The sequence below is a fragment of the Nitrosomonas sp. genome (assembly GCF_019752095.1).
Taxonomy (GTDB): domain Bacteria; phylum Pseudomonadota; class Gammaproteobacteria; order Burkholderiales; family Nitrosomonadaceae; genus Nitrosomonas.
This window is the reverse complement of record NZ_JAIEMO010000010.1, coordinates 14699-34205: the sequence shown is the minus strand read 5'-3', so window position 1 is coordinate 34205 and position 19507 is coordinate 14699. Positions and strand designations below refer to the sequence as shown.

13 protein-coding genes are annotated in these 19507 nt (G+C 45.0%); 2 read left to right on the top strand and 11 right to left on the bottom strand.

Translation table 11 applies throughout. The annotated features are described in order from the left end of the window. Window positions 1-28 precede the first annotated feature (28 nt). On the bottom strand, window positions 29-1186 hold the full coding sequence (locus K2Q13_RS04575; protein ID WP_292919485.1) for a cysteine desulfurase family protein: 1158 nt from the start codon (window positions 1184-1186) through the stop codon (window positions 29-31). Window positions 1187-1435: 249 nt separating this feature from the next. Here K2Q13_RS04575 and K2Q13_RS04570 point away from each other — a divergent pair, with 249 nt between their 5' ends. Further along, on the top strand, window positions 1436-2179 hold the full coding sequence (locus K2Q13_RS04570; RefSeq protein ID WP_292919484.1) for a hypothetical protein: 744 nt from the start codon (window positions 1436-1438) through the stop codon (window positions 2177-2179). An 88-nt stretch (window positions 2180-2267) separates the two neighbouring features. Here K2Q13_RS04570 and K2Q13_RS04565 read toward each other — a convergent pair whose 3' ends face one another. The 7 genes from K2Q13_RS04565 to K2Q13_RS04535 all read right to left on the bottom strand — a co-directional run bounded on the left by K2Q13_RS04565 (window position 2268) and on the right by K2Q13_RS04535 (window position 15791). Continuing rightward, window positions 2268-2981 (bottom strand): hypothetical protein, encoded by a 714-nt coding sequence (locus tag K2Q13_RS04565; RefSeq protein WP_292919483.1) that lies wholly within the window; start codon window positions 2979-2981, stop codon window positions 2268-2270. An 18-nt stretch (window positions 2982-2999) separates the two neighbouring features. Then, complete coding sequence (locus K2Q13_RS04560; protein ID WP_292919482.1) at window positions 3000-6257, bottom strand: TonB-dependent receptor; 3258 nt, start codon at window positions 6255-6257, stop codon at window positions 3000-3002. A gap of 399 nt (window positions 6258-6656) precedes the next feature. After that, on the bottom strand, window positions 6657-6950 hold the full coding sequence (locus tag K2Q13_RS04555) for a hypothetical protein (protein ID WP_292919481.1): 294 nt from the start codon (window positions 6948-6950) through the stop codon (window positions 6657-6659). 96 nt (window positions 6951-7046) lie between these two features. After that, entirely contained in the window at window positions 7047-10370 is a 3324-nt protein-coding gene (locus K2Q13_RS04550) for a tetratricopeptide repeat protein (RefSeq protein ID WP_292919480.1), read from the bottom strand. A gap of 206 nt (window positions 10371-10576) precedes the next feature. Continuing rightward, window positions 10577-12832, bottom strand: a complete 2256-nt coding sequence (locus K2Q13_RS04545) for an adenylate/guanylate cyclase domain-containing protein (protein WP_292919479.1) — start codon at window positions 12830-12832, stop codon at window positions 10577-10579. Between the two features lie 93 nt (window positions 12833-12925). Then, the gene (locus tag K2Q13_RS04540) at window positions 12926-13936 is read right to left on the bottom strand and encodes a metal-dependent hydrolase (protein WP_292919478.1); all 1011 of its coding nucleotides are present in this window, start codon (window positions 13934-13936) and stop codon (window positions 12926-12928) included. Between the two features lie 160 nt (window positions 13937-14096). Beyond that, complete coding sequence (locus K2Q13_RS04535) at window positions 14097-15791, bottom strand: L-lactate permease (RefSeq protein ID WP_292919477.1); 1695 nt, start codon at window positions 15789-15791, stop codon at window positions 14097-14099. Window positions 15792-15960: 169 nt separating this feature from the next. Between K2Q13_RS04535 and K2Q13_RS04530 the strand changes: the two genes are divergently transcribed. Next, the gene (locus K2Q13_RS04530; RefSeq protein WP_292919476.1) at window positions 15961-16896 is read left to right on the top strand and encodes a hypothetical protein; all 936 of its coding nucleotides are present in this window, start codon (window positions 15961-15963) and stop codon (window positions 16894-16896) included. A gap of 170 nt (window positions 16897-17066) precedes the next feature. Here the strand turns inward: K2Q13_RS04530 and K2Q13_RS04525 are convergent, their stop codons facing one another. From K2Q13_RS04525 to K2Q13_RS04515, 3 genes are all read right to left on the bottom strand, one after another. Then, complete coding sequence (locus tag K2Q13_RS04525) at window positions 17067-17297, bottom strand: sulfurtransferase TusA family protein (protein WP_292919475.1); 231 nt, start codon at window positions 17295-17297, stop codon at window positions 17067-17069. A gap of 51 nt (window positions 17298-17348) precedes the next feature. Then, window positions 17349-18623 carry a porin gene (locus tag K2Q13_RS04520; protein ID WP_292919474.1) on the bottom strand — a complete coding sequence of 425 codons (1275 nt, stop codon included), beginning with the start codon at window positions 18621-18623 and terminating at the stop codon, window positions 17349-17351. 302 nt (window positions 18624-18925) lie between these two features. Next, window positions 18926-19459: a hypothetical protein gene (locus K2Q13_RS04515; protein ID WP_292919473.1), complete on the bottom strand. Its 534-nt coding sequence runs from the start codon at window positions 19457-19459 to the stop codon at window positions 18926-18928. Window positions 19460-19507: the final 48 nt, after the last annotated feature.

Below are 19507 nucleotides of genomic sequence, written 5' to 3'. Positions count from 1 at the left end.
AACTAAGTTTGGATTTAGAGAGTGCGCTTTAAAAAGAAAGACTACTGGTTTGCTTCAATTCTGCAACAATGCGCTGCGTAGTACGCAAGAAATCGTCAATTTGTTCCAGTGTGTTGCTGCGCCCCAAACTGACACGCACCGCGCAGCGCGCAAGCATTGGGTCAACCTGCATAGCATTCAGCACATGACTTTGTCCCGGATTTACGCTGGAACAAGCGGCCCCAGCCGCGACGGCAAAACCAGCTTTATCCAATTTAACCACCAGCGTATCACCTTCAATATTCGGCAACGCAAAGTAACAAGTGTTCGGAATGCGTGCGGCAGCACTGCCGAAAATCACTGCGCCCATACCAATCAATCCTTTTTCTAACTGATTGCGCAATAAAGAGACATGTTGCGCGGTTTCGGCCATGCGCGCTTGCGCCAATTCGCACGCTACGCCAAAACCGACAATCGCAGGCACATTCTCGGTGCCGGAGCGTAGCCCATTTTCATGTCCGCCACCATAGATCAGCGGTTTTAATAACAACCGTTTGTCGACGATCAATGCCGCTGCGCCTTTTGGGCCATAAATCTTGTGCGCGGAAAGTGTCATGGCATGCACTTTGAGCTCCGAAAAATCAACTGGAATTTTTCCCAGCCCCTGAATTGCGTCGGTGTGAATATAAGCGCCATGCGAGCGCGCCAGTTCGGCAACACTGGCAACATCCTGAATCACGCCGGTCTCGTTATTCGCCAGCATCACCGCAACCAATCCCGGCTTGTGATTCTGCATCGCGTCACCCGCCGCTTCCAAATCCACCTGCCCGGAAGCATTAACCGCCAACTGGTGCATTGCCCACGCATCACAGCTGCGGCGAGACAATGCCTGAGCCGGTTTCAACACACAAGGGTGCTCAATCGCGCTGATGTACAGATTGCCGGGCTTCAAACTATCGGTCGCGCCGCGGATAAACAAGTTATTCGCTTCCGAACCACCGCTGGTGAAAATCACCTGCACCGGCTGCACCCCTACCGCATCCGCTACCTGTTTGCGAGCCTTGTCAATTGCCCGTCGCGCGCTCAAGCCGTAGCCATGGCGACTGGAGGCATTGCCGAACTCCTGTTGAAAGTACGGCAACATGGCTTCTAGCACAGCGTCATCGACGGGGGTGGTGGCATTGTGGTCGAAATAGACTGGTTCCATTCAGATCGTCTGTAAATTGAATAAAGAAGAGTATGATAAACCTTAATGGGAGTTTTTATGATCCCGAGTGTTTATTTTTTCTGCAACTCTCATAAATTTAAGGTGATATTCCGGCAACAGCTGATTTAACTCTGTGCTACAGACAAACAGTTGTGCTTCATAATCGTAGAAACAACTTTTGTATGGCATCTCCTAGTTGGATGCTAGAATCATTTAAAAGTCGATAATCAAATCAGGGGAGATTATGTCATGCTAGCAGAGAAACGTTTAACTGAAGTAGGCTTCACATTAGATCAAGCTATAAATTTTATTAATACAAATATTAGCCAACCCCAAGTAATCTTTGAGACTGCAGCTCAATATGGCGTAAATACGAGAATGCTGAGTGAAATATCGGGTCACTCAAAAGACATTGTTCATGAATATTTTTTAAATACGGGCTATGACAGCGCGACGATAAATACAACATTAAATACCAATCTTCTGGTGAACTCTGATTTAAGTGCATTGGAAATCCTGGTTAGCTTTAACAGCAGAGAGGATATTTTATCGAATGCCTCGTTGCGTGAAGTAGTTAAACCGGTAATAGACGCCAATTATGATTATGATGGGACTTTTGGCCCCGTAAATATTAGTCAATCCAATGACGGAATTTATTCTTCGGGAGAGCTGGGTGTAGAAAAACTGGATAATGTTCCTACGAGCAGTGACAATTTAGAATCTTTGTTTTATGGTTCATTAATTAATATTTTCTTGCGGCTTGATCAAACTGAACTTGATCAGATTAACACGTTTCCCGCAAATGATGATCCTGATGAGTTTCAAGTACTCATTCTTGATACTTTGAGTGCGACACCGGACTTCTTACCTTGGAGTGATGAGCAATTAGCTGATTTGGTAACCGATGAAGCGATTGATATTATGGATAAATACTGGACTAGTGACCTTGTCGGCGTGTTGGATCATAGTTTGCTGGGGTTAGCAACTGTTTAAGAAAGAACTAAAAGAGAATGTGCTTATCATCAAGGCAATATGGAAATGACAAAATTCTCTTGATGAGTACTTTAACTGCCTATAGTTTTTAACAACTAATATTCTTTTTGCATATACGTTCAAGATAGCCATCAATAATAGTCCAATAGCAACATGGATTCTTTTTGTATGTTGTTACATTCCACGCGCTACCGCTGACTATCCCGGATATGGATTGAGGTAGATTTTCCGATAAACTGACATAATTCTCCTGTCTTAATAGTTTTGCTTCGCCAGACACAATATCAACAAGAACAAGAAAACCGATATTATTTATTTCTGCATTCTTCTCAAGTTTGCTCGCAAGCTCAGCAGGTAATAAATATCCATCAGCAGCTAAATTTGATGAAGCACGGAGTGCTTTTTCCTCATTTTTTTGACAAATGAGTTCAATCTGGCCATTGATAGTAATGTAATTGCAAGAATTAAATCTCACTCCATCAAGTTCGATTCCGGTAACTCCAGTTATAGAGATTGATGCGATTCTTCTTATTTCTGATGCAGCTTCAGGGCCAACAACACGATATGAGTCTGCATCGACATGCTTCAAATACCTTTTCTGCCCATTAGTACTATCGATGAGTACAACAAAACCGAAATTAACATTCGAAATTCTTTCTAGCTCATTTGCAAGTTCGATGGGTAAGTCTTTTGAAAATAAATTTGAAGGATGCGTATCACGAATTTTATGTGTTTCACATCCTGTCAATACAAATACTAAGAATAACAAAAATATCACAAATGGTTGCTTAAGATTTGGCATGCTATTTTCTCCTTTCTTCTAGAAATTTAATGTTACCCGCGCAAAGATTGTGCGAGTTGGAACAAAACGTGAGTTAACAGGCTCGGATGTTTGGAAATTGATATTGCGGAAAAGAAAAGATTCATCAAAAAGATTTCTTGCTTCCAGACTTACAATTCCTCGTCGATTGGGGAGTCGATAACCAACCGATGCATCAACTAAGAAAAATTTATCAACGCCTTCATTCTGATTCCCCTGTCGGTCAATCTTCTGATGTACAAAGGTGCCGGTCAAATTGGCAAAAAATCCCTGAGGATTAAAATAATCTACTCCGGTAGGAATACTGAGAGTGTCAATTTGATGAGGCCCGGCAGATGTTTCCGCCCGAGAAAATTTCTCAAACTGAATTTCACTTTTGGCAGTCCAGTTAGTATGCAATAAGCCATATAAGTATGCTCGGTACAAATTTTCTTTCTGATCTTGGAAGCTGCTACTTCTCGAAGAGTGCACAGGAACTCTTAAATCACGGCTGGAAATTTCAAAACCAGTAAAGACTTTATTTCCATGATGAGCATCCAATCCAATTCCCATTCGACGGGATTTCGTGCCATTAGGATCATCAAATAATTGGTTAAACCCGGCGACCTGTGTGGGTTCAATAGTCTGCTGAGTTGTGAGGGGTGCTTTAATCGTTTCAATCAACGCCATACGCAGCCTTAATTGCTTGGTAAAGCTCCACTGTAAACCTAATTTTGGGTTGAATCCATCAACTGGCAAGCCCCTTCCTTTATAAGAGTCGTAGCTAAAACCAAGAGTAGCATTTGTGTTTTCATTAAAATTCAAATTGGTATAAACATAGCCATTTGTTTTGTCATTGCTGAAGTTTTCAGTTGAACAGCAATTTACTTGTTTTGTTAGCAAGCTTATTTCTCTAATGTCCCGATCAACATTAGTACGATAAATGCCAGAGCCTGCTAGCATATTAATCCGATTACTACGAAACTGATATTGAATTTCAGTCTGATAGGCTTCATTTTTAGCTGAGGTTAAATTATTAATCAACCCTACAGGAATGGGATCCGTATTCTCACTTTTTCTATCAGTGTACTGTCCCGACATAATGATATTCTGATTAGGTGCCAAATCATATTTGCTGCCTATGCGAACCGAGTCCTCATCGATTTTTCGTCGGAATCTATTTTGAGGGAGATTGAGATTTGTGGAATCCCTGTCAAAATCCAGCAATAAATTGCCCTGATCCGACGAACGAGTGCGCGCTTCTGCCTGCAGATTCAGTCTGGATGTTAGCGCATGTTGAACGAAAGCATTGAGAATATCATGGTTTTGATCATTGTTGGTGCGGAAGCCATTGGTTTCATAATGAAATTGCCCCAGGCTAATCGATGTGCGCTCGTTGAATTTAGAAAAAACCACTTCATTGCCCAAGCTACCATTGTTGCCAACCACACCCGACGTGATCAATTGAGCCTTGCTGCGTTCCATTAAGGGGGAAAATTCATTAAATCCAGGATTCGATGGGCCTGTGTTATTTATGATATTGAGATCAGCTACCACCAAATGCGGTTGTACGGGATTCACATTGATCGGTTGCAGCAATTGCGCTTGCAGCAATTCGCTGACGCGTGCTGCTTCGTGGCGCGAAATGTTGGCATAGGTATCCGATAAAAAACGATGCGCCGAATGGTTGGATGGATCGAAGCTCAATGATTTTGCCGTTTCCATGAGGGCGCGTTTTTCAAACCCAAGGTTCTCAAAAATTCTTGCCAGACTTGAACCCCGGGCCGCTTCATCGCGATCGAGCAGGAGCCTGGATCGATACACTGCACGGTTATTGTTCAGTTCGATCGATTTCTGGATATCCCTGAGCGCTTCTACCGGGCGATTCTGGGTTTGTTTCTGGATGCCATCATAGAGCCACGGGGTTGGGTCTTTCGGGTCGCGTTCTTTGGCCAGATCAAATTGCGTGCTCGATAGTGGATAGCGCTTTTCCTCGAAATACGCCTTGCCCAAATAACTGCGAATCAGGGAATTGGCTGGATCCAGACTGGCGGCGATTTCAAGTTCTATGCGTCCTGCTTCGAGATTGCCTTCGCGAATCAGTGCAAGTCCAAGCCCAAGTCTGGGCATTGGATCGGCCTGATCGAGTTCAATCGCGTGTTGAAAAATTGCTTTTGCAGCTTGTGTTTCGAGTTGCAATAATTGCGCAAAGCCTAATATCGTCTGTGTTTTGCTCAAGGCAGGATTTAATTCGACCGCTTGTTGCGCAGCTTGCTGTGCTTGCTCTAATTCACCCAGCGACATCTGTAATTCCGCAATTCGCGCCCACGCCAACGCTTGCTGGGGATCCAGCAGCATGGCTTGTTGTACGCTTTTAAGTGCGACTTCAATCTCAAAATGCGCCTGCTGGACATAGGAAAGTGCCAGGTGCGCTACGGCTGATTCCGGATTGTTGGCAACCGCTGTGGTGGCCAGCTCAAGTGCTTGATCTTTATCATTTTGCACGACAGCGATGATTGCCTGTAAGGCATAGGCATCACTGTTGACCGGTTCCAGCTGCAGTACACGCTGAATGATTTCCTGGGCTTCTTCAACCTGCCCGGTGCTGAGCAATTGACCTGCCTGATGTATGAGCGCATTGATATCTTGCACGCCACGATCCTGCCAGTAATCCAAGATGGTGGGATAGTACAACGTCCATTGCACTGCATCGATTGGAAATAGCGTGATTTCTTTTTGGGGTGCCTGACCTCTGTGAATGGTGGCCGCTTCATAATCGTTAAGTACTAGATGCCCCCAATCATTACTGACGGATACTTTGCCTTCGTAGACCACAACTTCTGCATCATTTCCGTGGACGCTGACCAGAAATTCGGTACCGTCTACACTGGCGTTAACAAAGGGAGTTCTGATTTTGAACGGTTTCGGTGTCCGTGTGATGATATGAATCGCACCCTCAATAAAATCTAATAGCGAGATGTTCTTATCTTCTTGTATTGTCGGAAAAATAATACTCGATTTCTGGTCAAGCCGTAGCATGCTATCGTTATTTAATCTTAAGGCTGCACGACTGTGTGATCTGGAGCGGATCATGTCACCTTCACACAACAGTGTGTCCATGACGGCTGATTGCCAGGTTTTTTTCTGCATACGCTTGATTTCGATCACACCTTGTACGGATACGATTCGGGCACGGGCAGTTTCCGCTGTGCACACTGCTGCGGCATGCAGTGAACCGATAGGGCTCAGAGAAAACAGCGCTGCGGTAAGAACAAACATCAAGCTTGATGCTTTTCCAAATCGCTGATGTAGCAAGACTGGTAAACATATTTTCATCTTGATCTTTTTTATTGTTGCTCACCCAGAGATTACCTCCAAAACACCCGATTTGCATGTTTTAGTAGAAATGAAGCGTTGGGTGCCTGATTGTAGTTTTAGAAAAACTGCGAGGCCTATATTTGGATGTTAGCGTTTCTTCTTTCGATAATATGTGATATTTCCCACACACAATCGTACTCGTGCAAATAAATAATTTATTCTTTTAGCGCGAGCAAGACAGGCCACGCTTCATTGAAGTATTGCAGGATGGCAAAAGTAGAAATCAAATTGCCAAGAGATGAGAATTGTTAAGTCTAGTCATGAGTATTGGGTTATGTCCATGGCTAGATTTAACGATGATTAAAGCGGGGTTTTATCTTCGCAAAACAAGAGACGATTACTGTCCTTGATATATTTTATTGTCCCACCGATTGTTACTTGTTTTGCATAATAGACACAACAGCGTTTAGGTTTCGGCTGTGTGGGATCATAGGCAAAAAAATACCAGGTATTTTGATATTGGATAGCGGTGTTTGCATTTGCATAGACATGAAAATCGGTGGTTGGTTGGCCAGGTTCTGTTGTTTCTAGGTGTGCGCAACATTTTACGGGGATTACTGAGGTATCAAATGTGGTATGTCCCGTCATTGCCATAATCTTCCTCCAAAACAAATAATATCAAAGAAACAGACTAATCTGCATAACCAATTATTATTTAATCAAATAATACATGAACAGTTGGTGTTCGTACTAAAAATTCATGGTTAGTTTTAAAAAGAGTGTGCGGGTTGGAAGAAAGATTGGGTTAATAGGCTCGGATAAATTAAGATAACTGCTTCTGTAATAAAACGCCTCATCCAGCAGATTTTTTCCTTCCAAGCTCAGAATTCCCCTGCGACTGGGGAGTCGATAGCCAATGACGTAATCCAACAGAAAAAATGAATCAATCCCTGAAGCAGTCTTTTGCGGATCTCGGATTCGACCATGATCGCCATGAAGAAACAGGTCTTGTTTGACAAGAGTTGCGGTGAATCTGGAAAATAAACCGGTCGGATGGAAATGCTCAATACTCAATGGCATGCTGACTGTTTTTATCTGATCCGGATTGGTGATCGTATTTGCGCCATTATGCACGAGCTTTTCGTATTGAAATTCACCCCGCATGGCCCAAAAGGTATGGGGTAGCCAGTAAAGGTAAGCGCGATATAGTTGTTCATTTTGTTTTGACAATACTTCTTCACTGGCAGGGGCTGAGGGTACTTTTACGTCGCGTTCAGATGCTTCGAAACCGCTGAACAGCTTATCCGCAACGCGCGTATCAAAACCGATACCCATGCGCCGCGCTCTGGTCCCGTTGGGTTCGTCAAAGAATTGATTGAAACCGGCAACTTGCGTGGGCTCCAGCGATTGTTGCGCAATAATGTGAGATTTTGTAGTCTCAAACCAAGCGGCCCTCAGTCTGAAAAAATTTGTCATATCCCACTGTAAGCCAATCTTGGGATTAATTTTGTCTATCTGGGTATTGACGGTGCTGCTAAATGCATCGTAGCTTAATCCAAGAGTGGTCGTAATATTTCTAGGTAAGTGCGTGTTGGTATAAGTATAGATTGTATTGCGATCATATATACCCCCGAAATCGTAGGTTCCTCCACCCATAGTCGAATTAAAATATTTTTCCCGGAACAGGTGTTGTGCTTCGATTTGTAATCCGGATAAATCGAGTCTGAGAGGATCGTCAATCTTACTGAAGGCTATCTGTTCGTCACGAGCTGTATACTTGGTAGAAAACAAAAAATCCTGCCTGGGTGAAATAGAGTATCTTGCGCCAAATCGCGCAACTTGCTCATTCAATTCCCTACGGTAATACGATCTGTCGTTCAATCCATCTTCACCGAACTTAGAGAAATTCAACTGAATATCTCCGTGCTCTGATGCGCGTGTGCGGGCTTCGGCTTGTATATTAAGCTTGGGAGTTAAAGCGTACTGGAAGAAGGCATTGTAAATATTATGCCTTTGATCGTTGTTAGGGCGGAATCCATCCGTTTCATGGTGAAATTGCCCCAAACTGATTGAAGCTCTGTCACGCTGAAGAGAGGCCACCACTTCATTCCCAAGGGTGCCGTTATTGCCAACAATCCCGGAAGCCACGAACTGAGGTTTATTGCGTTCCATGAGCGGAGCAAATTCATTAAAACCTATGGCCGCAGGCGCCGTTCCTGTAATGATATTGAGATCCGCCACAGCTAGATGCGGTTGTACCGGATTAACATTGATCGGCTGCAATAACTGCGCTTGCAATAATTCGCTGACACGGGCAATTTCATGTCGCGGAATATTGACGTAGGCATCGGATAAAAATCGATGCGCCGAATGATTTCCCGGATCAAAACTCAAGGATTTTGCGGTTTCCATCAAGGCGCGTTTTTCGAATCCCAGATTCTCGAAGATTCGTGCCAGACTTGATCCGCGCGCGGCTTCGTCACGATCCAGCAACAACCGGGATCGGTAAACTGCACGATTGTCGTTCAGCTCGATCGATTTCTGGATGTCTTGCAGCGCTTCGACCGGTCGGTTCTGAGTTTGCTTTTGAATCGCATCATAAAACCAGGGAGTTGGATCGTGCGGATCGCGTTCTTTAGCTAGGTCGAATTGCGTGCTGGCCAGCGGATAGCGTTTTTCCTCAAAGTAAGCTTTGCCGAGGTAGCTGCGAATGAGCGAATTTGCCGGATCCAGACTGACAGCGATTTCCAGTTCAACCCGACCCGCTTCGAGTTTGCCTTCTCTTATCAGCGCTAACCCCATACCCAGCCTCGGTAAAGGATCTGCCTGATCCAATAGGATGGCTTGGGAGAAAACCGTTTGCGCGAGCTGCGTATGAAATTGCAATAAGTGCGCATAACCCAGTACCGCCTGTGTTCTGGCAATATTAGGGTTTAAACTGACTGCTTGTTGCGCTGCTTCGAGTGCGCGATCCAGGTCGCCTACGGACATGTATAATTCAGAAAGTCTAGCCCATACCAAAGCATTGTCGGGTTCTATCGTTGCCGCTTGTAGAACGCTCACTAAGGCTTCTTCAATTCTAAAATGCGCTTGCTGCGCATACGAAAGCGCAAGTAGTGCTGAGGTAGAATTAGCTTCCAGCGCATTTGCACGCGTAGCTAATTCCAACGCGTGTTCCTTGTTATTCTGAACAACTGCGATCAAGGCCAGTAAAGCGTATGCTTCACTGTTATCGGGTTGTTTTACGAGTACTTTCTCAATCATTGTTTCGGCCTCATTGGCCTGACCAACTGTCAATAACAGACCGGCCCGGTAGAGCAGCAGGTTGTCAGGGTAATGGGGTAATTCAATGTCATCAAGCAGGGATAGTGCTTCGGAAGCTTTTCCTTGCCGATAGAGTTCGACAGATTGCTGTAGATTCGGGGGTGCAGATGGTGTTGTGAACGGTTCGAGATGAATATTAATAATGGCCGGGTAGTGCAAAGCCCATTTAACGGCATCCGCTGGATTGATAAGGTTTATTTTCTGCGGCGCGGTATTTCGACTAGCGATTGTCGCTTCATGATCGGCAAGTACAACGGTTCCCTGATCATTTCTGACAATCACTTTTCCTTCATAAAGGATCAGTCGGGTACTATCTTCATCCACACCAACAAAGAATTCGGTGCCTTCAACACCGCCGGTGAGAAAGGGTGTTCTAACCTTAAATGGCTTGGGTGTGCGGGTAATGATATGAATTGCACCGGCAAATAATTCCAGTAATGAGGTCGCGCTGTTATTTTCTGGCTTGGGAAACGTCATGCTGGTTTTTTGATCCAGTCTCACCACGCTGGCATTGTTTAATAACAGCGCGCCCCGGCTATGCGTGCGTGCACGGATAGTGTCTCCCAAACAGACAGCGGTGTGCATGGCCATTTTCTGCCAGGTCTGTTCGTTGGCACGGCGCAATTCAATGGTTCCTTGGACTGAAATAAGCCGGGCTATTTCTGATCCGCAGGTTCCGGTCGCATGTGCGCTATTCATAGAGCCCAGGAACAACAGGAAAAGAAATACGGATTGTAAGATTGCCAACATACCCCGGCAGCTAAAGCTGGATTCAGTTCGCTGGGATATTTTCATTGTTATGTATTATGATGGTTCCAGATTCTGGAGTGCATGTTGATGCGTGGCCTTGAATCATGAGAAATTCGTATTCGCAATTCAGATTCTAACAGTGGTTTGATTATACGAAAGAAGTAACCTTGTCGCTAGATTAAGGTTTGGGGATGTAACTATTCCGATTATTTGGTTTCAATGCGTATGGTTGAGTTCCATGCATCAACTGAAGGCGCTGATTGTTTTTTTTTGCAAATGTTTAAAAAAAACTTTGAAGGGCCATCCTCTGGGATTTTATCCAGGATTTTATATAAACCATCGCAAGCCTCAGTCCATTGTTGATTCTGATAGGCTTTGAGTACACTGGAAAATGTTTCACACAACCATAACTGCAACTGACTGGCTGATTGCTTGTGTGCGACCAGCTCGAACAAGTTAACGGGTGTGGATTTTCCGGTCAGGAGAAAATCTCCCAATGGGCGAATCAGAAATTCATCTAAGCCCGAAATCACTTGACCTGATACCAGCAAACGGGTGCCCAGGTACTTATTGACGCCCTGGATGCGGCTAGTGGTATTTACGATATCACCAACCGCGCGGTATTCAAAATGGTGCAGTGCGCCAATATTGCCTAATAACATTTCGCCAAAATGTAGTCCCATGCGTGTAGGTAATTTTGGCTGGTTAGCGGTATGATTAAAGCGTTCAATATCGGCAGCGATATCCAGGCACGCGAGACAAGCGTCTTTACGTAAATCGGAGCTGGCGGAAGTTTTGGCCCAGATGGCGAGCATGGCATCGCCAACTACATCGGAGACCGTGCCGTTATGCTGTTTGACAGGATCAAATAAAACAGCGTAATAATTATTCATTAATTGACCGAGTTGCTGCGGTTCCATCTTTTCTGCAAGCGTGGTATAGGCTTCGGCATCAGTCGCAAGGCAAGCGCCATACACGAGTTGATTATTCAGTGCCATGGCCCCTGAATTTCTTACAATATCATTGACGACACGATCAGGAAGAAAGTAGCCAAAAGCTTTTTTTAGTTGTTGGCTTTCATGTTTTTCTTCGTAATATTTGAGCGATATTGCACCAAATAGCGCCATCGGTAGCTGCAGAAAAACCGGATTGATGAGTGGCAACCAGATACTGATTTCTTTGAAGAAATAATAGGCGCTCCCTGCATAGAAAGAGATCAGAACGAAACTGGCTACGATGGCGCTTCGATTAGGCAAGAGCATAAAAATGATACCTAGTCCAAGTCCTAATACCAATAAAATACCTAAACTACCTATTAGAGGGAAGGGTCTGATAGGTTTGTTTTCCAGTAAATTGGCAAACGCTGTTGCCGCTATTTCGACGCCGCTGATGTAAAGTCCATCGGGGTTTGAGAATACAGTGTGATAATCATCCCGGACAATGTCTTGTTCCGGCTGAGTCGCTGCAGAGAATCCGACAAATACAACTTTATTTTTAAGATTCACTGGGCTAGATTGTTTAGCAAACTCATCTTCATCAGGGTGCAAGACCTGATGATAGGGAATTGTATTGATGCTGCGCGGAGGGCCATAAAAATTCAAGTAACGTGTGTCGTTCCCGGAATATAGATTCAGAAGCGCGTAAAGAATATTTCTTTGAATGGAATTCAGATTTGCATCGCGGTTGAGTTCAATTTTCAAACGATGTGCAAGGCTAGATGAATTGTGGAAGAGGTCACGTAGTGTAAAAATTAAATCTTCAATATCCAAAGCCTCTTGTTTAATTGGTAACCGCGCCGCATAAGCCGGGTCGACCCTATGCAATAATCGGACTAAATTTTCATAAACGGGTAGTGCAAAGATTTGTAAAACAACTGTAGGTATCGTTGGGATATCGCCGCCATCGGTTTTAAAAACCCAATAATTATTGACTCTTTCCATTTTGGGCAAAGGAAAAGGCGCATGGGCTTTGGCGGCATCGGCAATAAGCGGCAGGAGCGGTTTAGGCCCTTCCTTAACAATCCGATTATAATTTTGTTCGTTTGCATCTGTGGCAAGCGCGCTATCTTCATAAACCAGTCTCTCAACCAGCACGACGTTATCCGCCGTTTTCATGCTAAATGCCAGTTTCTTGTCATACGCAGCTATTGCGCTGGGCGAATCAAAAATAAGATCAAATACAATGATGCTCGCTCCGGCCTGGGTTAATTGCTCGATAAGTCGTGCATGTAACTCGCGCGGCCATAAGTATGGGGGCGTGGGTAAATTAAGCCGGGATGCGGAAGATTGGTCAATGGCAACGACGACGACGTTGTCTGGGGCTGTTATTGCTCCGCGCAAATGAAACAACCAATACAAACCAAATTTCTCTTCCATCCATGTCCCTGCAGGTGAAAGATTTACAATGACTCCCGTCAAGCCGATAACAATGCCCAGGAAAAGGTGCTTAAGCCATCTAGTCATGTTTATTCATGCATAAGCTGTAGTCGCATATTGGTGGAAAAAAAGCAGTCGCCGGATAGTTAATCCGTTTTTCGGTGATTTACGATTACCGGTTTAGTCTAATAAATGTCCGCCTAGCAGCAGGGTAATAAACTTCTCGCGAGTGGCATCGGATGCATCTCGATAAAGCCTGTATTTTGCGTGCTGATCCGGCTGCTCCGGGTTAATCTCGATACCCCATAGTGGTGCTAGTGTTGTGGGTAAATTCGAATAGCGCACGTCAATAAGTACATTGGGTTGTTCCGGTCGAACTGCCAGTAGTCCCGCAGAAAAATGACTGAAACGTGCAATATCCTGCGCCAACACCGAAGAAACCGGCAGTGTGCTCAAGTCACGTTCTAAAACAAATTTTTCAATGGATTCGCCTGGATAAATGCGCGGCTCAGAGAATAAGCCGATACGAATCGCATCCACATACAATTTGCCTTCAAACTCATAAATTGAGCGCCATAGCAGCAAATTGGCAAGTGTTGGTTTCACCAGCAATTGTTCTGCTTGTTGTCTTCTTTCTGCAATCAATGATTCAGCGACAGTTTCTGCGCGTTGCAACTGCATCCAGCCGAACGACAAATAGACCGCTGCGAGCAGCAATCCGATGCGGGCCGCTTTATGACTGTATTTCTTGTATGCCATCACTCCGGCGATCAGCAGAATCAGGGTGAAAGCCGGATCCAATACCGAAATGATACTCAACGCCACGCGCTCGTCGCTCAATGGCCATAACAGATGCGTGCCATAACTGGTGAACGCATCCAGCACACCACTCAAACAATACCCGAGAAAAGTGAAAAGATACAAACGAGCAAAAGGCAAACGTTTACGCAAGAACGGCCACAACAGCAGAGCAACAATCAAGGCACCCAACGGCACAAAAAACAGTGAATGGGTAAAATGGCGATGAAATTCGATATTCAACAACGGATCATTTTCAGATTGAATCAGGATATCGGCATCCGCTGCAATGCCAGCCAGAAAACCAATGCCGGTTGCTATGCGTGTTTCCTGTTGCCTGGCGCCTGACTGCGCCATTGTAGCGCCAAGCAATCCTTGAGTTATTAAATCCATAGGGTTAAATGTTGTGAAAAAACGCTAACCATTATTTTAAATAAATGTAAATTGATGCTTCGACCTTCTGCAGTGAAGTAATTTGAGAAGCACAAGGGGGAGTATACAATTTATGGATATTAGTTATAACATCCCTTAATTCAATTCCTCTCCAGTTATTCTACATGAGGGGGTCGGTTATACCTAAAGTATGGATTGCAATCAGCGTGATCACGCCAACTGCGATCAAGTAGTACAGTGTTGGGATAATGGTCATGCGAATGATGTTTCCTTCTCGCCCTAACAGGCCGACTGTGGCGGATGCTGCGACTACGTTATGGATGGCGATCATGTTACCTGCAGCGGCACCAACCGCCTGTACGGCGACCAGCAATGCACTCGATACACCGATCAATTGTGCGCTATCGAACTGAAATTGCGTCATCATCAAATTGGATACGGTGTTGGAACCAGCGATAAATGCGCCTAATGCACCCACTGCAGGGGCGAAAAACGGATAAATATCTCCTACGCTGCTGGCAACCCACTGCGCCATCACTTGCGGCATGGCTGGAAAATCGGCTAGATTGACGCCAGAGTTGATCAGAATACGTACCATCGGTAAGGTGAAAATCAACACGAATCCTGCCCCGAGCAAAGTACGCGAAGATTCCTTGAGTGCAGCTTTGAGCTCGCTGAGTTGCATCCGATGCAGAAAGAATGTCGCCAACACCACGAACATCATAATGCCTCCGGATGAATATAAGAATTCGATGCTTCCAGAAATGTCTTCTTCACCCAATATGTCAATCCAATTGAATGTCAGATGATGGCTTAATAATGCTTTCACATCGGTGTTGATCCGCGACAGAACTAGCAAGGTTGTTAGTAGTGCATAGGGTAACCAGGCCGAAACGATGGTAACAGTGGATTTTGCAGTCAAATTTCCTAACTTGATTTCGATGCTGCCGATCCATTCTATCGGCCAATCTTTGGCGGCGGGAAAATCCCAGTGTTGTTTGGGTGTCAAGAAACCGGCTCGAGCCGCAGAAACGATGATGGTTAATCCGACCAGTGCGCCAATGATCGATGGGAATTCCGGCCCTAAGAATATGCCCGCCAATGCGTAAGGAACAACAAAAGCGAGTCCGGCAAAAATAGCGAAAGGCGCGATCGCAAGTCCTTCCACCCAGGATTGGTTGCGTCCGAAAAAACGGGTCAACATCATACACATCAACAGTGGCATCAATACACCGGTCATGGCGTGAATTATGGCAACTTCACCTATGATCAAGCGATAGAAATCTTCCCAGCCGGAGCCAACCGCGATTAATTGCTCGGTGATGCCTGTCTGGTCCAATCCACCGCTTACGCCAACGATAATCGGCGTACCTGCGGCACCGAACGATACCGGCGTGGATTGCACCATCATCCCCGCCATCACTGCCGCCAGCGCTGGAAAACCCAGAGCGACCAGCAACGGCGCGACGATAGCCGCCGGTGTGCCAAATCCTGAAGCGCCCTCAACAAAACAGCCGAACAACCAGCCTACGATAATGACCTGCACACGCCGATCCGGACTGATGTTAGAGAAGCCTTGTCGGATCGTGGTAATGGCGTCGGAATGTTTCAACGTATTGAGCAGCAGTATCGCGCCAAAGATGATCCATAAAATAGATCCGGTTAGAATCAAACCTTGTAGAGTCGATGCGATCACTCGATTGACCGGCATTTCCCAGACAATCAGTGCAATCATAACGGTTACGATAAACGTTAGCGGCATTGCGCGCCGCGCAGGGTAGTTGAATCCAACTAGCAGCACCGCAGCCAACAGGAGCGGCAAGAACGCTAGAAATGAAAGCAAAGATTGACTCACAGCATGTTTTCCTGTTTAAGGATGCAGGTTAATCCGCAAGTTTCATTCAACGCAGATTTAATTTATTATGCATTCATACTGAACATCGCGTGATTCAAAATTGTATTGAGACTGATATTTTGACCCAGAAGCAATTTACTCAGCAATACCGTGAGAAATAGGAATGATAATGACAAAGAGAGTTATAAATCTTTTTTTGTACGTGCTCGTAATTAGTTTTGCGTGGGAGGTTACACCAGCATCTTCGGAAACAGAAACGGAAAAAGTGCGAGCGCAATGCAGAAATAATAATCTGCTGAATGTGGCCTATGACTGCGATTGCATTGGGAAGAAATTTGAAGCGGCACGAGAGCGAGATGCATCTACTGGTTATGCGAATGTGGTGAACCAGGTGCTGACGACGGACGTCGGTGAGTGCGTGCAACCGGAGAAGATTCGTGCGCAGGTGGTAAAAAAATGCGGAATGACGTATAACATCGCTTACGCAAAACTGCATGATAAAATGAAGTTAGGCAAGTCGAGTTTCTGCCACTGCTTAGCTGATGAATCGTTGAAGTTACTAGAGGGCATGGATCCCAAAAGAATTCCTACCCTTGCTGCAGGCAGTACGCGCGCGTTGCTTGTTTGTCGCAAGGTGGCGAGTTACGCGGTTCCGGCCGATAGCCCATTTCATCCACAGCAACCCATTCCCATCGCCACTCTGTCCGGGGATGAGGATATCAATGTGACAGAAAATCAACTCTATCTTATCGTCGTGAATGGGAATTTTGACTTGAATCGGCTTGATAATACGCGTTACGCTGTGAGCGATGATTATAAAAGCGATCGGAATATCAAGTATGTAACAATAAAGGATCAGCCAGTAACCGAGTTACCCGTCGCTCTCATCAAGCGCGGTGCCGAGGCAGCACCAGGCCAGATTGAAGCCAGGGCAATATCCGATGTTGTGGACGTGGCTGTGAATTACAATCTGGCGATACTCGTGCGCGGCTCACAACTCAAGGAAATTCTTACCAGAGTGCAGAATAATAAGCGGGTTAACTCGAGTGATTATTATGCCATTATAGGCGACGAGCTCTATAAAGTATCTGATTTGCAAGCGTGAATGTAATTTCCACTGAACGATCACACCAGTGACACTGGGTATCTGTTTGTGACACAACGATTGGATGAGGTGATCGACAAATTCTGCACACTCCAGTTGTTAAGCAACTTTTATCTTTTGTATTGGTTGCTTCAAAAACATTTTCCAACAGTTTGTTAATTAGAGACTATCTATCGCTTCTTGAGTACGAAGACGAATTCACCGGTTGCTTGTGACATAGACAACAATTCATTCCCCGTTTGCTCGGAAAAAACCTGAAAATCAATCATAGAACCTGGGTCAGTGGCAACGATTTTCAGGGTTTGTCCGCTGATCATGCCAGCAAGTGATTGCTTGGTGCGTAAGATAGGCAGAGGGCAAACCAAGCCGCGCGCATCCAGTTCTTTGTCTATTTTATCCATTTTCAATAGTATGAATTCTATGATCTCACTTCGATTCGATAAAGCTAGGAATTAAAACGCGAGCTGCATGCGTGAAAATAATATTTTTTCTGTAGGTCGATCGATTATGCCAATTGCGCCGTTGAAATGGGTCTGATTGTAACTTAATTGGAATTTAACATTGCGATTGAGATACCAATTAATGCCTACCCCAAAATCCTGAGCCTTGTTGACTGAGCGATCCATATTAAATAAGCCGTGCGCAAATGCTTTGGTGTCAAGATTGAGTTCCGAATAGCGTGTGACCAATTGTACGGCACCCAATGCACTGATATTTTCAAACGTTATCGGATTGTGCGGCTGCACCCTGCGAAATGAGGCATCGCCATTAAAGAGAACCCAGGATAATTGGACTTGGAAAGCATCATTTGTGACTTTATCACTCGTGGCCCCAATCTTAATATTTTGTTGGGAAATTGTATATTCCCCCATGATCCCAAACGGGCCGGAGTGATAAAAAAGCTGCGGGCCGATACGTTCGCGGCTGCCGTCGGCAAAAGCACCTGATACGTACGATGCAATCGACTGTTGCCCCGGTGATATGAAGATTGGCAAGTGCGCATTACCTGGTTGCGCGCTGCCATATTGTGTTCCATAACTATAGGCAACGCCCAATCCCAACCCCTGGAGAAATTCGGTTTGAATATGTTTGAGCGGGTGGGAAAAAATGCGCGCAACAAAATCGATACCGCTGCTGTTTGAATTAATAACGCTATCGCCTATGCCTGAACCGTTATCAACATTACCGTGAAATATACCAATCTGATATTCGGTGGTATCCCAGAGGATATCGCCAAAAACTTGTGCGCCAATTTCGCGATTAGGCGCCAGATTGGTGGGGAAGGCTCGTTCGTTTAAAGCTAATGCAGTCGCTGACTGCAGGCGTTCCAGTCCAAATGGAGACTTGAACTTGCCGACGCGAAGATTGAATGGTTTGATGTAATTACTTTCAAAAAAAGCATCCAGAATTCCCAGACTCGATTCCAGATTAGGCATAAAGTAAAAGCTGTAAACCTTACCAAATCTGACTTCAAGTACGGGTCGAATACGGCGGAAGGTAAAATTGTCATTATCTGCCTCGCCCGCATTCTCAAAAAAAGTTCGCGAGTCAGCTTGGATAAATCCTCCTAAGCGTATTTGATTTCTGCCATTATTCCATCGATATCCTGATCCAGAATCAGTAACGAATAATCCTGTTTTTCTTTTATTATCCTTGGAAGATTTTATTGTAATCGGTTGTTGTGACCGGTCTGGGATATCCTCTTGCGCATAAGCTGTGGAACTCACATAAAAAAAACATGCTGTAAGAATTAAGACACCTTTTAACGGTCTCAGACGGTGTTGCCACGTTAACTGTGCCTGGAGCAAAAATATCAGCATGAATAATTCAGTGGAGTGTTCAGGTCTTGCATTTGATTTCCTCATGCTATCGCTAAGAGTCGGGCAATGTGCATGCATAAAAATGAGAATGCTCTGACTACATGACCTGGAAGTTTTCAGGCTCAAAAATTTACTTCGAAATAATAATCGGCAAGCCTAGCCATCGTAATTTCTCTCTTCAGATCCTGTAGCTGGGAGGGTAGCCGATTCTAAAGAATTATGATGCAAGCGATGTTTGTGCCTGCGTCTTTCGGTCGAAGTAATACCAGAATTTCTTGCTGCCCGGTATGATGCAAGTGCACTTCTTGAGCCATCATCCGCAGCATCAGATCAATATCAAAGTGTTGCCGCAGCAAAAGGGTCAGCTTATGTTGACTGAATGGTGTCAGGAGGCGTTTGGTGAATTCGTCGCTGGCAATCGGATCAATGCTGAAAGTCGGATTTTCTGCGGCACCAGCACCAAATACTGGCGCCAACAAACCGCCACTTTCTCCGGTCAGTGCAGGTGTGGCACCCGCATTGGCGCTGAAATTGAAAGTTGCCGCAATACTGGAGACCCTAGTAAAATGTAGTGGCTCATGATGCTGGGCACGTGCGATATTGGTCAGAAGCTGCCTCGACTCCGCGCGGATAGCAGCGTCATCATAAACTTCAACTGCTCTGCTCAACGCAATAGGTGATAAGCAACCTGAAGATGATGAAATAAAAAGCAAAAGAAGTGATATCCGAGTAAATATTTTCATGGGTAATGGATCAGATCAGAAGCGGAAAGCTATGTTCTGCATCGTGAC

What these genes read in the sequence shown, in the direction of transcription:
- K2Q13_RS04575 (WP_292919485.1), bottom strand. Translation starts at nt 1,186, where the DNA reads ATGGAACCAGTCTATTTCGACCACAATGCCACCACCCCCGTCGATGAC.
- K2Q13_RS04570 (WP_292919484.1), top strand. Translation starts at nt 1,436, where the DNA reads ATGCTAGCAGAGAAACGTTTAACTGAAGTAGGCTTCACATTAGATCAA.
- K2Q13_RS04565 (WP_292919483.1), bottom strand. Translation starts at nt 2,981, where the DNA reads ATGCCAAATCTTAAGCAACCATTTGTGATATTTTTGTTATTCTTAGTA.
- K2Q13_RS04560 (WP_292919482.1), bottom strand. Translation starts at nt 6,257, where the DNA reads ATGTTTGTTCTTACCGCAGCGCTGTTTTCTCTGAGCCCTATCGGTTCA.
- K2Q13_RS04555 (WP_292919481.1), bottom strand. Translation starts at nt 6,950, where the DNA reads ATGGCAATGACGGGACATACCACATTTGATACCTCAGTAATCCCCGTA.
- K2Q13_RS04550 (WP_292919480.1), bottom strand. Translation starts at nt 10,370, where the DNA reads ATGTTGGCAATCTTACAATCCGTATTTCTTTTCCTGTTGTTCCTGGGC.
- K2Q13_RS04545 (WP_292919479.1), bottom strand. Translation starts at nt 12,832, where the DNA reads ATGACTAGATGGCTTAAGCACCTTTTCCTGGGCATTGTTATCGGCTTG.
- K2Q13_RS04540 (WP_292919478.1), bottom strand. Translation starts at nt 13,936, where the DNA reads ATGGATTTAATAACTCAAGGATTGCTTGGCGCTACAATGGCGCAGTCA.
- K2Q13_RS04530 (WP_292919476.1), top strand. Translation starts at nt 15,961, where the DNA reads ATGACAAAGAGAGTTATAAATCTTTTTTTGTACGTGCTCGTAATTAGT.
- K2Q13_RS04525 (WP_292919475.1), bottom strand. Translation starts at nt 17,297, where the DNA reads ATGGATAAAATAGACAAAGAACTGGATGCGCGCGGCTTGGTTTGCCCT.
- K2Q13_RS04515 (WP_292919473.1), bottom strand. Translation starts at nt 19,459, where the DNA reads ATGAAAATATTTACTCGGATATCACTTCTTTTGCTTTTTATTTCATCA.